At 68.2% G+C, this 14,319-nt stretch carries 16 protein-coding genes and 1 pseudogene; 16 read left to right on the forward strand and 1 reads right to left on the reverse strand.

All coding sequences use genetic code 11. The features are described from left to right. Nucleotides 1-164: 164 nt before the first annotated feature. The 15 genes and pseudogenes from WS46_RS22930 to WS46_RS36790 all read left to right on the forward strand — a co-directional run. Nucleotides 165-482, forward strand: a complete 318-nt coding sequence (locus WS46_RS22930; RefSeq protein ID WP_006758060.1) for a non-heme iron oxygenase ferredoxin subunit — start codon at nt 165-167, stop codon at nt 480-482. Nucleotide 483: 1 nt separating this feature from the next. Beyond that, a complete protein-coding gene (locus WS46_RS22935) occupies nt 484-795 on the forward strand; it encodes a recombinase-like helix-turn-helix domain-containing protein (protein ID WP_059526461.1) in 312 nt (103 codons plus the stop codon). A 54-nt stretch (nt 796-849) separates the two neighbouring features. After that, on the forward strand, nt 850-1,920 hold the full coding sequence (locus tag WS46_RS22940) for an aromatic ring-hydroxylating dioxygenase subunit alpha (protein WP_059691865.1): 1,071 nt from the start codon (nt 850-852) through the stop codon (nt 1,918-1,920). Further along, nucleotides 1,913-2,683 carry an SDR family oxidoreductase gene (locus WS46_RS22945; RefSeq protein ID WP_059691866.1) on the forward strand — a complete coding sequence of 257 codons (771 nt, stop codon included), beginning with the start codon at nt 1,913-1,915 and terminating at the stop codon, nt 2,681-2,683. The genes WS46_RS22940 and WS46_RS22945 overlap by 8 nt, the downstream gene beginning before the upstream one ends. A 34-nt stretch (nt 2,684-2,717) precedes the next feature. Next, nucleotides 2,718-3,245 carry a cupin domain-containing protein gene (locus WS46_RS22950; RefSeq protein WP_059526452.1) on the forward strand — a complete coding sequence of 176 codons (528 nt, stop codon included), beginning with the start codon at nt 2,718-2,720 and terminating at the stop codon, nt 3,243-3,245. Between the two features lie 18 nt (nt 3,246-3,263). Continuing rightward, nucleotides 3,264-4,160: an alpha/beta fold hydrolase gene (locus WS46_RS22955; protein WP_059691867.1), complete on the forward strand. Its 897-nt coding sequence runs from the start codon at nt 3,264-3,266 to the stop codon at nt 4,158-4,160. Then, nucleotides 4,157-5,014 (forward strand): IclR family transcriptional regulator, encoded by an 858-nt coding sequence (locus WS46_RS22960; protein ID WP_059691868.1) that lies wholly within the window; start codon nt 4,157-4,159, stop codon nt 5,012-5,014. The genes WS46_RS22955 and WS46_RS22960 overlap by 4 nt, the downstream gene beginning before the upstream one ends. After that, nucleotides 5,011-5,808: an SDR family oxidoreductase gene (locus WS46_RS22965; protein ID WP_059691869.1), complete on the forward strand. Its 798-nt coding sequence runs from the start codon at nt 5,011-5,013 to the stop codon at nt 5,806-5,808. The genes WS46_RS22960 and WS46_RS22965 overlap by 4 nt, the downstream gene beginning before the upstream one ends. Beyond that, nucleotides 5,801-7,471: a thiamine pyrophosphate-binding protein gene (locus WS46_RS22970; RefSeq protein WP_059691870.1), complete on the forward strand. Its 1,671-nt coding sequence runs from the start codon at nt 5,801-5,803 to the stop codon at nt 7,469-7,471. The genes WS46_RS22965 and WS46_RS22970 overlap by 8 nt, the downstream gene beginning before the upstream one ends. Continuing rightward, entirely contained in the window at nt 7,464-8,291 is an 828-nt protein-coding gene (locus tag WS46_RS22975) for an aspartate dehydrogenase (protein ID WP_059691871.1), read from the forward strand. Before WS46_RS22970 ends, WS46_RS22975 begins: the two co-directional genes overlap by 8 nt. An 89-nt stretch (nt 8,292-8,380) precedes the next feature. Then, a complete protein-coding gene (locus WS46_RS22980; protein ID WP_059526435.1) occupies nt 8,381-9,871 on the forward strand; it encodes an aldehyde dehydrogenase in 1,491 nt (496 codons plus the stop codon). A gap of 18 nt (nt 9,872-9,889) precedes the next feature. Then, the gene (locus WS46_RS22985; protein ID WP_059691872.1) at nt 9,890-10,852 is read left to right on the forward strand and encodes a VOC family protein; all 963 of its coding nucleotides are present in this window, start codon (nt 9,890-9,892) and stop codon (nt 10,850-10,852) included. Beyond that, nucleotides 10,849-12,093 (forward strand): NAD(P)/FAD-dependent oxidoreductase, encoded by a 1,245-nt coding sequence (locus WS46_RS22990; RefSeq protein WP_059691873.1) that lies wholly within the window; start codon nt 10,849-10,851, stop codon nt 12,091-12,093. The genes WS46_RS22985 and WS46_RS22990 overlap by 4 nt, the downstream gene beginning before the upstream one ends. 28 nt (nt 12,094-12,121) lie before the next feature. Next, nucleotides 12,122-13,522: an MFS transporter gene (locus WS46_RS22995; protein WP_059526426.1), complete on the forward strand. Its 1,401-nt coding sequence runs from the start codon at nt 12,122-12,124 to the stop codon at nt 13,520-13,522. Between the two features lie 23 nt (nt 13,523-13,545). Continuing rightward, nucleotides 13,546-13,779: pseudogene (locus WS46_RS36790) on the forward strand (hypothetical protein); the annotation flags it as partial. Here WS46_RS36790 and WS46_RS35595 read toward each other — a convergent pair. Further along, nucleotides 13,695-13,901 carry a hypothetical protein gene (locus WS46_RS35595; RefSeq protein ID WP_156443174.1) on the reverse strand — a complete coding sequence of 69 codons (207 nt, stop codon included), beginning with the start codon at nt 13,899-13,901 and terminating at the stop codon, nt 13,695-13,697. The pseudogene WS46_RS36790 and the gene WS46_RS35595 overlap by 85 nt on opposite strands. Between WS46_RS35595 and WS46_RS23000 the strand changes: the two genes are divergently transcribed. Beyond that, nucleotides 13,900-14,301 carry a PPC domain-containing DNA-binding protein gene (locus WS46_RS23000; protein ID WP_059691874.1) on the forward strand — a complete coding sequence of 134 codons (402 nt, stop codon included), beginning with the start codon at nt 13,900-13,902 and terminating at the stop codon, nt 14,299-14,301. The genes WS46_RS35595 and WS46_RS23000 overlap by 2 nt on opposite strands. Nucleotides 14,302-14,319: the final 18 nt, after the last annotated feature.

Below are 14,319 nucleotides of genomic sequence, written 5' to 3' on the forward strand. Positions count from 1 at the left end.
GCGGGGCCGACCGTCGACCGGGCGGTCGGTGTTTTCCCTAGGACGTGCAGCTTTTTGTTTTACTCGTGGAAAGTCGCTCCTATAATCACCATCCATAAACTGCTGTTCCGGATATGGAACAAATCCGGAGCGAACCGAGAGTCGATCAGAAGGAAGGGTGTGAGATGTCTGAACAATGGGTTTGCGCCGGGCACGCCGGCGCGCTGTCGGAAGACACGCCGATCGAGTTCAAGCGGACCGACGGCGTCGAAATCGGGATCTACCGCGTCGGCGACGAGGTGTATGCGCTCGAGAACGTGTGCCCGCATGCATACGCGCTGCTGACGCAGGGGTTCGTCGACGAAGGCACGGTCGAATGTCCGCTGCACGAGGCCGTGTTCGACATCAAGACGGGCGAATGCCTGAAGGGCCCGGGCGGGCGCGCGCTGAAGCAGTACGCGGTGCGGCTGGCCGGCGAGGAAATCCAGATCAAGGTGGAATGACATGAAAGAAGCGACCGTCAACTTCAATCCCTTCCTGAAGCCGTGGGTGGCGCCGCAGCCGAACAACGTCGCCGGCAAGGGGCAGATCGAGATCCCGGGCCAGGTCGAGAACCGCGTCTGGCAGAACCGCAAGGCCGAGCCGACCCAATATGAAAACGACCTCGGCGATGCGCTCGAACGCGTGTTCGAGAGCGGCGCGACCGAGCTGGACGATGTCGTCGCGGGCCTGAACCGCATCGGCTTCCGCGCGCCGGACGGCACGGCGTGGACGCCCGAGCGCTTCCGCGCCGAAATGGCCTCGCTGGCGGAATGAGCGCACGCGCCGCGTGACCGCCGACCCGACGACAACCGCATCCGGAGCACACTGATGACGTCCCCCGCACAACACGAAACACAACACGACCCGGTCCGCGACTATCTCGATCGCGGCATCAAGAACTACTGGTATCCCGTCGCCCCGAGCTGGCAGGTGTCGAACGCGCCCGTCGGCCTCACGCGCCTGTCCGAGCAGATCGTGCTGTGGCGCGATCACGAGGGCAAGGTTCACGCGCTGGAAGATCGCTGCCCGCACCGCGGCGCGCGCCTGTCGCTGGGCTGGAACCTCGGCGGCAACATCGCCTGCTGGTATCACGGCATTGAAGTCGACGGCGGCGGCACCGTCAATCGCGTGCCGGCGGTCGCGAACTGTCCGCTCGAAGGCATGAAGTGCGTGAAGTCGTATCCGGTTGAGGAGAAGGCCGGGGCGATCTTCCTGTGGTTCGGCGACGAAGCGCACGGCGAGCCGGCGCCGCTGAACCTGCCGGAAGAACTGGTCGCCGACGAATACGGCCACTTCCTGTGCGTGTCGAACTGGAAGTGCAATTACCAGTACGCGATCGACAACGTGATGGACCCGATGCACGGCGCGTATCTCCACGCGACGTCGCACTCGATGGCCGAAGGCGACAAGCAGGCCGACATGCGCGTGCGCAAGACGGAAACGGGCCTGATGTTCGAGAAGATCGGCCAGCGCGACGTGAACTTCGACTGGGTCGAGCTCGGCGAAACGGGCTGCCTGTGGATGCGTCTCGCGATTCCGTACAAGCAGAAGTTCGGCCCGGGCGGCAACTTCGGGATCATCGGTTTCGCGACGCCGGTCGACGGCGACAACTGCCAGGTCTACTTCTGGCGCACCCGCAAGGTCAGCGGCTGGCAGCGCGACGTGTGGCGCTTCATGTACCGCAACCGCCTCGAGGGCCTGCACTGGGACGTGCTCGAGCAGGACCGCTACGTTCTCGAAAGCCTCGCACCGAACGCGCGCGATCACGAATACCTGTACCAGCACGACGTCGGCGTCACGCGCGTGCGCCGCATGCTGCGCACGCGCGCGCAGGAGCACCTGTCCGCGCTCGACGCGCACCGTGCGGCGCAGGCCGCGGCGGAGCCCGCGAATGGCTGAATTCGCACCGGTGGTGTCGCTGCCGGGGCGCCGCGTGCTCGTCACGGGCGGCGCGCGCGGTCTGGGCGCGGCATTCGTGAAGGCGCTGGTCGCCGCGGGCGCACGGGTCGCGTTCGGCGACGTGCTCGTCGAAGAGGGCCGTGCGCTGGCCGCGCAACTCACGCAAGCCGGCCACACCGCGCATTTCTTCGCGCTCGACCTGGCCGATCCGGCGAGCGTCGACGCATTCGTCGCGCAGGGCGCGGCGGTGCTCGGCGGCATCGATGCGCTGATCAACAACGCGGCGATCACGAACTCGGGCGGCAAGCTGTCGACGGAACTCGACGTGTCGACCTGGGATGCCGTGATGAACGTGAACGTGCGCGGCGTGTGGCTCGTCAGCAATGCGGCGCTGCCGCACCTCGCGCAGTCGGGGCGCGGCGCGATCGTGAACCTCGCATCGGACACCGCGCTCTGGGGCGCGCCGAAGCTGCTCGCGTACGTCGCCAGCAAGGGCGCCGTGATCGCGATGACGCATGCGCAGGCACGCGAGTTCGGCGCGCACGGCGTGACGGTCAACGCGATCGCGCCGGGGCTCACCGAAGTCGAGGCGACGGCCTACGTGCCGGCCGAACGGCACGCGTTCTACATGCAGGGCCGCGCGCTGACGCGCGCGCAGGTGCCCGACGACGTGACGGGCCCCGTGCTGTTCCTGCTGTCGGACGGCGCGCGCTTCGTGACGGGTCAACTGCTGCCGGTGAACGGCGGCTTCGTAATGAATTGAATTGAAGTTTTCACTCTGAATGAAGGAGAGGACGATGGCGGACGCAGATCTCGAACGCAAGTCGTGGGACCAGCCGGACGGCGCAAGCTTCGGCGACTGGATGGAAGGGCGTGTCGCGCGCTACGCGACGCGGCGCTACGACTGGGACGCGCTGAAGTTCCAGGCCGACTACGACCCGAAGTATCGCCGTGCGCAGATGCGCTACGTCGGCACGGGCGGCACGGGCGTCGCGAAGGACGTCAACACGGTGCCGGCCGGCAACTTCACGTTTTCGACGATGGTCATTCCGGCCGGCAACATCGGCCCGAGCCACATCCACATCGACGTCGAGGAAATCTTCTTCGTGCTGCGCGGCAAGATGAAGGTGATCTGCGAGCGCGACGGCGAGACCTGGGAAGCGATCCTCGGCGAGCGCGACCTGATCTCGGTGCCGCCGGGCGTGTATCGCACGGAAATCAACATCGGCGAGGAAGACGCGCTGATGTGCGTGATGCTCGGTTCGCCGAAGCCCATTACGCCGACGTATCCGCCGGATTCGCCGCTCGCGAAGATCAAGCGCTGAGACGGGGCGGAGCAAGCAATGAGTGTCATCGACAAACGTGAACGCGACCGCACCGCGGCGTTCGCCGCGCTGCTCGGGCAGTTTCCCGAACGGCGCTGCGCGGCCGGCCCGGCGGGCACGATCGGTTATCGCGAGGCCGGCGCGCAGCATGCGGGCCACGCGCTGCCCGTCGTGCTGCTGCACGGGATCGGCTCGGGCGCCGCATCGTGGGTGCGCCAGCTCGACACGCTCGGCGCGTCGCGGCGCGTGCTCGCGTGGGATGCGCCCGGCTACGGCGTGTCGACGCCCGTGCACGGCGCGTCGCCGACGGCCGCCGATTACGCGGCGTCGCTGAACGCGTGGCTCGAGGCACTCGGCATCGAACGCTGCGTGCTGGTCGGGCATTCGCTCGGCGCGATCGTCGCGGGCGGGTTGGCCCGCGTGATGCCCGCGCGGATCGCCGGCCTGCTGCTGATCTCGCCCGCGGGCGGTTACGGCAGCGCGCCAGCCGAGACGCGCGACACGCGCCGCGATGCACGCCTTGCCATGCTCGAGGAACTCGGCCCGGCCGGGCTCGCCGAGCAGCGCAGCGGCAACATGCTGTCGGGTTTCGCGAGCGAGGATGCGCGGGCGTGGGTGCGCTGGAACATGGCGCGCATCGTGCCGGCCGGCTATGCGCAGGCCACGCATCTGCTCGCGAACGCCGATCTCGCGTCCGATCTCGCCGGCTTTCGCGGCCGCACCGCGGTGGCGGTCGGCGCGAACGACGCGATCACGCCGCCTGCCGCGTGCGAGCGCATCGCAGCGGCCGCGCACGTCGGATTGCAGGTGATTCCGCAGGCCGGTCACGCGGGTTACGTGGAAGCCCCGGCGGTTTATTCGTCGCTGATCGACACGTTCTGCCGTCAATGCGATCGTCAACGGGGGCTGGAATGAGCGAACCGTTGCAACAGCAGGATGCGGACGCCTCGAAGTCCGAGGCCAACTACGTGGTGCCGGGCCTCGAACGCGGTTTGCGAATCCTCGCCGAATTCTCGCCGCGCGAGCCGGTGCTCGGCGCGCCGGAACTGTCGAAGCGGCTCGGCATCCCGCGCACGACGGTGTTCCGTCTGCTGCAGACGCTCGAATCGCTCGGCTTTCTCGAGCGCGCCGACAAGGATCGCAACTACAAGCTCGGCATCGCCGTGTTGCGGCTCGGCTTCGAATACCTGAGCTCGCTCGAGCTGACCGATCTCGGCCTGCCGGTGATCGAGAGCCTGCGCGACGCGACCGGCTTCACGACGCACATCGTGATCCGCGACGGCCGCGACGTGGTGTTCGTCGCGAAGGCGCAGAGCCAGTCGCCGGTGTTCAGCTCGATTCGCGTGAACGTCGGCACGCGGCTGCCCGCGCATGCGACGACTCACGGTCACGTGCTGATGGGCGACCTGTCGCTTCAGGCGCTGCGCGCGCTGTATCCGGAAAGCACGCTGAACCGGATGACGAGCGCGACGCCGGAGACGGTCGATGCGCTGTACGAAGTGATCCGCGAGGATGCGCTGCGCGGCTACGGCGTCAGCAATTCGTCGTTCGAACGCGGCATTTCGGTGGTCACGGCGCCGGTGCGCAACGATACGCAGCGGATCGTCGCGTGCATCACGGTGACGGTGCCCCGGCCGGAGATCGACGCGACGCTGATCGCCGACGGCCTGATCGACAAGGTGCAGCGCGCGGCGGCGGAACTGTCGCGGCGGCTCAATTACCGCTCGGATGACGAGCACACGTTTATGAAGGCTTTAGGACTCCGATGATTGAGATCGATCTGACGGGGCAGGTGGCGGTGGTGACGGGCGGTTCGTCCGGCATCGGCCTCGCGACTGCCGAGCGGTTCCTGCAGGCCGGCGCGTCGGTCGCGATTTGCGGCCGCGACGGCGAACGCCTCGCGCGCGCGCAAGCGCTGCTCGGCGAGAAATATCCGGGCGCGCAACTGCTCGCCGTGCGCTGCAACGTGCTCGACGAAGCCGATGTGGCCGCGTTCGCGCAGGCCGTGTCCGACCGCTTCGGCCGCGCCGACATGCTGGTCAACAACGCGGGCCAGGGCCGCGTGTCGACCTTCGCCGACACGACCGACGACGCATGGCGCGAAGAGTTCGAACTGAAGTACTTCAGCATCATCCGCCCGACGCGCGCGTTCCTGCCGCTGCTGCGCGCCGCGCAGGCGCCGACGATCACCTGCGTGAACTCGCTGCTCGCGCTGCAGCCGGAGCCGCATATGGTCGCGACGTCGTCGGCGCGCGCGGGCGTGCTGAGCCTCGTGAAGTCGCTCGCGACCGAACTCGCGCCGCAGCGCATCCGCGTGAACTCGATCCTGATCGGCATCGTCGAGTCGGGTCAGTGGCGCCGCCGCTACGAAGCGCAGGCGCAGGCCGGCGAAAGCTGGGAGGACTGGACGGGCGCGCTCGCCCGCAAGAAGAACATTCCGCTGAACCGCTTCGGCAAGCCTGACGAGGCCGCCTGGGCACTTTTTTATCTCGCAACGCATCTGTCGTCCTATACGACGGGCAGCCATATCGACGTTTCTGGAGGCTTTGCACGCCATGTCTAAAAAAACCACGGTTGGCGAGCTGATTGCCGCCTTTCTCGAGCAGTGCGACGTCAAGACCGCATTCGGTGTCATCTCGATCCACAACATGCCGATCCTCGACGCGATCAACTCGCGCGGCAACATCCGGTATGTCGGCGCGCGCGGTGAAGCCGGCGCGGTGAACATGGCCGACGGCCTGGCGCGCGTGTCGGGCGGCCTCGGCGTGGCGTTCACGAGCACGGGCACGGCGGCGGGCAACGCGGCCGGCGCGATGGTCGAGGCGCTGACGGCCGGCACGGCGCTGCTGCACATCACGGGGCAGATCGAGACGCCGTATCTCGATCAGGACCTGGCCTACATCCACGAAGCGCCGGACCAGCTCACGATGCTCGACGCGATCTCGAAGGCCGCGTTCCGCGTGCGCACGGTCGAGACGGTGCTGCCGACGATCCGCGAAGCTGTGCGCATCGCGCAGACCGCGCCGACGGGCCCCGTATCGGTCGAGATTCCGATCGACATCCAGGCCGCCGAAATCGAATGGCCGGAAGACCTCGCACCCGCGCACGTCGCGGTGCGCGAGCACGACGCAGCACGCGTCGCGAAACTCGCCGACGCGCTGGCGGCCAAGCGCCGTCCGCTGTTGTGGATCGGCGGCGGTGCGCGCCACGCCCGTGCGGAAGTCGAACGCCTGGTGAAGCTCGGCTTCGGCGTCGTGACGAGCGTGCAGGGCCGCGGCGTGCTGCCGGAAGATCATCCGGCGACGCTCGGCGCGTTCAACGTGCATGCGTCCGTCGAGGCGTTCTACAAGACCTGCGACGCGCTCGTCGTGGTCGGCTCGCGCCTGCGCGGCAACGAGACGCTGAAGTACAAGCTCGCGCTGCCGCAGCCGCTGTTCCGCATCGACGCCGACGCGCTCGCCGACAACCGCGGCTATCGCAACGAGCTGTTCGTGCACGGCGATTCGAAGCGCGTGCTGGCCGAGCTGGCCGATCGCCTCGAAGGCCGCCTGTCCGTCGATCCGCGGTTCGCGGCCGATCTTGCGGCGGCGCGCGAGCAGGCCGTCGCCAGCGTGTCGGAAGGCCTCGGGCCCTACAAGACGCTGGTCGATACGTTGCAGGGCGCGGTGGGCCGCGACTACAACTGGGTGCGCGACGTGACGATCTCGAACAGCACGTGGGGCAACCGCCTGCTGAAGATCTTCGAACCGCGCGCGGGCGTGCATGCGCTCGGCGGCGGCATCGGCCAGGGCATCCAGATGGGCATCGGCGCGGCGCTGGCGGGCGCGGCGGCGAAGACGGTCTGCCTGGTCGGCGACGGCGGCCTGATGGTCAACGTCGGCGAGCTCGTGACGGCCGTGCAGGAAAACGCGAACGTGATGATCGTGCTGATGAACGACCAGTGCTACGGCGTGATCCGCAACATCCAGGACGCGCACTACGGCGGCCGCCGCTGCTTCGTGCAGTTGCACCAGCCGGATTTCGCGCAGTTCTGCGCAAGTTTCGGCCTCACGCACTACCGGATTTCGTCGCTCGACGAGGCCGAAGCGATCGTGCGCGAAGGAATCGCGAAGGAAGGGCCGGTGATGGTCGAGGTCGACATGCTGTCGGTCGGCTCGTTCGCATCGGCATTCGCGGGCCCGCCGGTGAAGAAGGAAGAAACGCCGTCGGAGCGGCAGTATGCGTAACGGCCAAGCCCGCGGGCATGCGCCCGTCGACATCGCGATGATCGGCTTCGGCGCGATCGGTGCGGCCGTGTATCGCGCGGTCGAGCATGACGCCTCGTTGCGCGTCGCGCACGTGATCGTGCCCGAGCACCAGCGCGACGCGGTGCAGCGCGAGCTCGGCAACGCGGTGGAGGTCGTGTCGTCGGTCGACGCACTGGCCCGCCGCCCCGAGTTCGCGCTCGAATGCGCGGGTCACAGCGCGCTCGTCGATCACGTCGTGCCGCTGCTGAAGGCCGGCACCGATTGCGCGGTGGCATCGATCGGCGCGCTGTCCGACCTCGCGCTGCTCGACGTGCTGTCGCAGGCCGCCGACGAAGGCGACGCGACGCTGACGCTGCTGTCCGGCGCGATCGGCGGAATCGACGCGCTGGCGTCGGCGAAGCAGGGCGGGCTCGACGAGGTGCTGTACGTCGGCCGCAAGCCGCCGCTCGGCTGGCTCGGCACGCCCGCCGAGGCGTTGTGCGACTTGCGCGCGATGACCGAAGAGAAGGTCATCTTCGAAGGCACCGCACGCGACGCCGCGCGGCTGTATCCGAAGAACGCGAACGTCGCGGCGACGGTCGCGCTCGCGGGCCTCGGTCTCGATGCGACGCGCGTGCGCCTGATCGCCGATCCGGCCGTCGCGCGCAACGTGCACCGCATCACCGCACGCGGCGCGTTCGGCGAGATGTCGCTCGAAATGAGCGGCAAGCCGTTGCCCGACAACCCGAAGACGTCCGCGTTGACCGCGTACAGCGCGATTCGCGCGCTGCGCAACCGCGCGGCCCGCTGCGTGATCTGAGCGGGCGACGCAGCCATTCGGGCCATTGAACGGCCGCCGGCGCCACGGCGCGGGCGGCTGCGCAGAGACAGATTTGTGGGACTTGTGACATGACTCCATTCGATACGAGCCTCGTACCCAACGGCGACATCCTGATCGGCGGCGAGTGGCGGCGCGGTCGCGGCGCGCCTTATGCGAGCATCTATCCGGCCGACCAGTCGCTGAACATGGAAGTATCGACGGCGAACGCGGAAGACGCGGCCGACGCCGTCGTGGCCGCCGACGCCGCGTGGCGCCGCGCGGACTGGTCCGGCCTCAAGCCGCACCAGCGCGCGCTGGTGCTGTACCGGATCGCCGACCTGATCATGCAGCGTCACGAGGCGCTCGCGAACCTGCAGCGCCGCGACAACGGCAAGCCGATCGGCGAGACGCGCGTGCTGGTGGCGAGCGCGGCCAACACGTTCCGCTATTTCGCGGCGTGCCTGGAAACGCTCGACGAAGAACTGACGCCGTCGCGCGGCGACTACCTGACGATGAGCGTGCACGAGCCGATCGGCGTGATCGCGGCGATTACGCCGTGGAACTCGCCGATCGCATCCGACGCGCAGAAGCTCGCACCGGCGCTCGCCGGCGGCAACGCGGTGGTGCTCAAGCCGGCCGAAGTCACGCCGCTCGTGTCGCTCGCGCTGGCCCGCATTTGCGAGGAGGCCGGCGTGCCGAAGGGCGTGCTGAGCGTGCTGCCGGGCAAGGGCTCGGTGATCGGCGACGTGCTGGTGCGCCATCCGCTCGTGAAGAAGGTGTCGTTTACCGGCGGCACCGAAGTGGGTCGCGGCATCGCGCGCATCGCGGCGGAAAAGCTGATGCCCGTGTCGCTGGAGCTCGGCGGCAAGTCGCCGACGATCGTGTGCGACGACGCGGATCTCGATCACGCGGTCAACGGCGTGCTGTACGGCATCTTCAGTTCGTCGGGCGAGGCGTGCATCGCGGGTTCGCGGCTGTTCGTGCAGCGCTCGGTGTACGACGAATTCATGAAGCGGCTGGTGGCCGGCGCGCGCAAGCTGCGCGTGGGCGACCCGACGCGGCCCGACACGCAGATGGGTCCGCTGATCACCGCGAAGCATCGCGAATCGGTGGAGCGCTACGTCGCGCTCGGGCTGGAGGAAGGCGGCCGTCTGCTGTGCGGCGGCGAGCGTCCGTCGGGCGACGGGCGCGAGGACGGCTTCTTCTACCAGCCGACGATTCTCGAAGGCCTGCCGAACAGCGCGCGCATCTGCCAGGAGGAAATCTTCGGACCGGTGCTGGTCGCGATGCCGTTCGACGACGAAGCGTCGCTGATCGCGCAGGCGAACGACAGCGTGTTCGGCCTCGCCGCCGGCATCTGGACGCGCGACTACAAGCGCGCATGGCGCATCGCGCGCGCGCTCGAGACGGGCACCGTCTGGATCAACACGTACAAGCTGTTTTCGATTTCCACGCCGTTCTCGGGCTGGAAGGAGAGCGGGATGGGCCGCGAGAAGGGCCGTCTCGGCATCCGCGAGTACATGCAGCAGAAGAGCCTCTACTGGGGCTTGAACGACGCGCCGCTGCCGTGGGCGAACTGAGCGAAGGGGAATGACGCAATGAGCATCTTGGGTATCGAGCAGATCACGTACGGTGTCGACGACCTCGCGACGTGCCGGCGCTTTTTCGCCGACTGGGGGCTGAAGGAAGTCGCGCACGACGACACGCGCGCACGCTTCGAAACGCTGAACGGCTGCACCGTGCTGGTCGTCAAGGCCGACGATCCGTCGCTGCCGCCCGCGTTCGAAGCGGGTCCGACGCTGCGCGAAGTCACGTGGGGCGTCGCGACGCAGCAGGAAGTCGACGCGCTGCGCGCGAAGCTGGCCGGCCAGCCCGGCTATTACGCGAAGGACGATGCGGTCGGTTGCATCGACCCGAACGGCATGGCGATCCGCATCGAGGTGACGCGCAAGCGCGCGCTCGACATCACCGGCTCGCCGTCGAACGTGTGGGGCCGGACGGCGCGGGTCGACCAGCCGAGCCCGATCTATGCGCGCGCCGAGCCGGTCGAGGTCGGCCACGTCGTGTTCTTCACGAACTGCCTCGACGCGCAGGAAAAGTTCTATCACGAGCTGCTCGGCTTCGAGACGTCGGATCGCTATCCGGGCCGCGGCGCGTTCATGCGCTGCGCGCCGCACGGCGGCCACCACGACCTGTTCCTGCTCGCGTTGCCGAACGGAAAGCGCGGCCTGAACCACGTCGCGTTCACCGTGCGCGATATCCACGAAGTGTTCGGCGGCGGCATGCACATCGACCGCTGCGGCTGGGAAACGCAACTCGGCCCGGGGCGTCATCCGGTGTCGTCCGCGTACTTCTGGTACTTCCAGAATCCGGCCGGCGCGTTGATCGAGTACTACGCGGACGAGGACGTGCTGACGCCCGAATGGCAGCCGCGCGAATTCGAGCCGGGCCCGACCGTGTTCGCCGAATGGGCCGTCGACGGCGGCCTCGACGGCAATACGCGCCGGCAAAAGAACGCGAAGGCGCCGGAAGGCAAGTTCATGACGGAGCGCAAATCATGACCGAAGCGCACACGCAAGCGCCGGCCGTGCCGGGCACGGTCGTCGTGGTCGGCGGCGGCCAGGCCGCCGGCTGGGTGCTGAAGACGCTGCGCGCGGAAGGGTTCGCGGGCCGCCTCGTGATGATCGCCGACGAGCCGCACCTGCCGTACGAGCGCCCGCCGCTGTCGAAAGCCGTGCTGGCGGGCGATGCCGACATCGAAACGGTGCGCGTCGTGCGCCCGGACGAATTCGACGCGCTGAACGTCGAGGCGTGGCAGCCGGAACGCGCGGCGTCGATCGACCGTGCGCGCCGCGTGGTGAAGACCGAAAGCGGCCTCGTGATCGAATACGACCGTCTCGTGATCGCGACCGGTGGCACGTCGCGTCGCTTGCCCGACGCAATCGTCAGGACGCCGAATCTGCACTACCTGCGCACGCTCGACGAAGCGGCCGCGCTCGGCGAGAAGCTGCGTGCGAGCCGGCGCGTGCTCGTGATCGGCGGCGGCTGGATCGGCCTCGAAGTCGCGGCGACCGCGCGCAAGCTCGGCGTCGAAGCGGTCGTCGTCGAAGGCGCGCCGCGCCTGTGCGGCCGCTCGGTGCCGCAGATCGTGTCGGACTTCCTGCTCGACCTGCATCGCGCGAACGGCGTCGACGTGCGCCTCGGCGCGGCGCTCGCGTCGCTCGACGCGCAACCGGACGACGCGTCGAAGGTGCGCGCGACGCTGGCCGACGGCACGACGATCGATGCGGATTTCGCGGTGGCCGGCATCGGCCTCGCGCTGAACGCGACGCTGGCGAGCGACGCGGGCCTGGCGGTCGACGACGGCATCGTGGTCGACGAATTCGGTGCGACCAGCGATCCGGCGATCTTCGCGTGCGGCGACGTTGCGAACCATCACAACGGCTGGCTGAAGCGGCGCGTGCGGCTCGAATCGTGGGCGAACGCGCAGAACCAGGCGATCGCGGCCGCGAAGGCCGTGCTCGGCGTGCGCGCGCCGTACGCGGAGATTCCGTGGTTCTGGTCCGATCAGTACGACGTGAACCTGCAGATCCTCGGCGATCTGCCGGCCGACGCGCAGCTCGTCGTGCGCGGCGATATCGCCGCGCGACGCGCGACGCTGTTTTTCGTAGGCGATGGGCATGTGAGAGGTGTCATCGCCATCAACAACGCACGCGAGCTCAAGCTCGCACGCAAGTGGATGAACCAGGGCCGGGCAGTGGATACGGAAGCCCTGGCGGACACGACCAAAGCGCTTGCCTGACCGGCGAACGATCCAGGAGACACCCCGCATGAGCACTTTCGACAACGTCGTGGCCGGCAGGGCCACGATGGAAGCTGCCGCCTCCACGCCCGGCGCGATCATCGCGCGGCTCGAGCGGCTTCCGGCCAACGCGATGCAGATTCGCGCGCGCGTGCTGATCGGCACCGCCACGTTTTTCGACGGCTTCGACGTGATCACGATCGCGGCGACGTTGCCGCTGCTGATTCACAAGTGGGGGCTGTCGCCGACGCAGATCGGCATGCTGATCGCGTCCGGCGCGATCGGCCAGCTGATCGGCGCGTTCCTGTTTCCCGCGCTCGCCGAGAAGCATGGCCGTGTGAAGGCGATCGCGTGGAGTTCCGCCGTGATCGGCATCACGAGCATCGCGTGCGGTTTCGCGCCGACGTTCGAGGTGTTCGTGCTGCTGCGGATTTTGCAGGGGCTCGGTCTCGGCGGCGAATTGCCGGTCGCGGCCACGTACATCAACGAAATCACGCGTGCGCATGGCCGCGGCCGCTTCGTGCTGTTGTATGAAATCGTGTTTCCGATCGGTCTGCTGGTATCGATGGCGCTGGGTGCATGGCTCGTGCCGCGGTTCGGCTGGGAGATCATGTACTTCGTCGGCGGGCTGCCGTTGATCCTCGCGCTGGTGCTCACGCATCTCGTGCCGGAATCGCCGCGCTGGCTTGCCTCGCGCGGGCGCCTCCCGGAAGCCGGGCGCGCGGTCGGCGTGTTCGAATCGTCGGTGCGCGGCGAACTGCCGCCGGTCACGCAGGTGGCCGCGTACGACGAGATGGTCCGCCAGCACCCGAAGCGCCGGATGACCGACCTGTTCAGCGCCGCGTATCGCAAGCGCACGCTCGCGGTGGCGACGCTGTGGGCGACCTGCGGGTTCATTCAGTACGGGCTGTCCACGTGGCTGCCGACGATCTACAAGAACTTCTATCACGCGCCGCTGCAGCTCGCGCTGAATCTTGCGGTGATCGGCTCGGTGATGGGCGTGCTCGGTTCGCTCGCGTCCGCATTGCTGGTCGACAAGCTCGGCCGCAAGCCGGTGATCGTGTGGTCGTTCGTGCTGTGCGCGGCGTCGCTGGCGTTCGCGGGCTTCTATCACGCGGCGTCGGTGTATGTCGTCGCGACGTTCTGCTCGCTGTCGCTGGGGTTGATGGCATCGGGCTTCATCACCGCATACGTCTATACGCCGGAGCAGTATCCGACGAGCATCCGTGCGTCGGGCTGCGGGCTCGGCAGCGCATGGCTGAAGATCGCGTCGTTCGCGGCGCCGATGATCGTGCCGCACGCGATCATCGGCGGCAACCTCGCGCCGGCGTTCTACCTGATCGGCATCGTGCCGCTGATCGCGGCCGTGACCGTTCATTTCGTCGGGATCGAGACGAAGGGGAAAGTGCTCGAAGCGCTGGAGGCGTAAGCGCGGCCGGTCGCAACGGCTGACGTGGGAGGCCCGGACATCGTCCGGGCCTTTCTGTTTTCCGGCGCTCGGGTTCGCGCCTGTTCGCGGACAGCTTGCGGCCGCGCTGGTTCGTCGCGGGCGGCACGGGGCTCGCGCCGGTCTTGTCGATGCTGAGGCGCGTGGCCAAGTATCAGGAGAGGGGCGACGCGCGGGAAATTGCCGTCGCGGCCGGCGTGCCGGACGCGCAATTCGCGAGCGAGCGATTCACCGTGTGATGCGCGTGCCGCACGTCGCGGTGACGCAGGTGCGGCGCATCATCCGGCGGGCGACTTGCCGAATGGCCGGGTCGAACGTACTCTTTGTCGACACCCCGGCCCACCCGCAGGTTATCCACCATGCAAGCCCATCCTTTGCGTCTTTCCCCCGGCGACGATCTGCGCGCATCGATCGAGCAGGCGTTGCGTCGGCTCGACGCACACGCGGCATTCGTGATCCAGGGGATCGGCAGCCTGAATGTCGCGCAGCTTCGCTTTGCCGGTGTCGACGCGCCGACCGAACTGCGCGGCGACCTCGAAATCCTGACGCTGGCCGGTTCGGTCTCGCCGGACGGCGCGCACCTTCATATGTCGGTGTCCGACGCGAACGGCCGCGTATCGGGCGGACATGTCGCGCGCGGCTGCGTGGTGCGGACGACCGCCGAGATCCTGCTCGTGCTGTTGCCCGCACATCGTTTCTCCCGTGAACCCGATGCAGGGACCGGGTTCGACGAGCTGGTGATTCGTCCGGAGTCAGGCTGATCGTGCGCACGGTCCGGC

The sequence above is a fragment of the Burkholderia sp. RF4-BP95 genome (assembly GCF_001521985.1).
Taxonomy (GTDB): domain Bacteria; phylum Pseudomonadota; class Gammaproteobacteria; order Burkholderiales; family Burkholderiaceae; genus Burkholderia; species Burkholderia diffusa.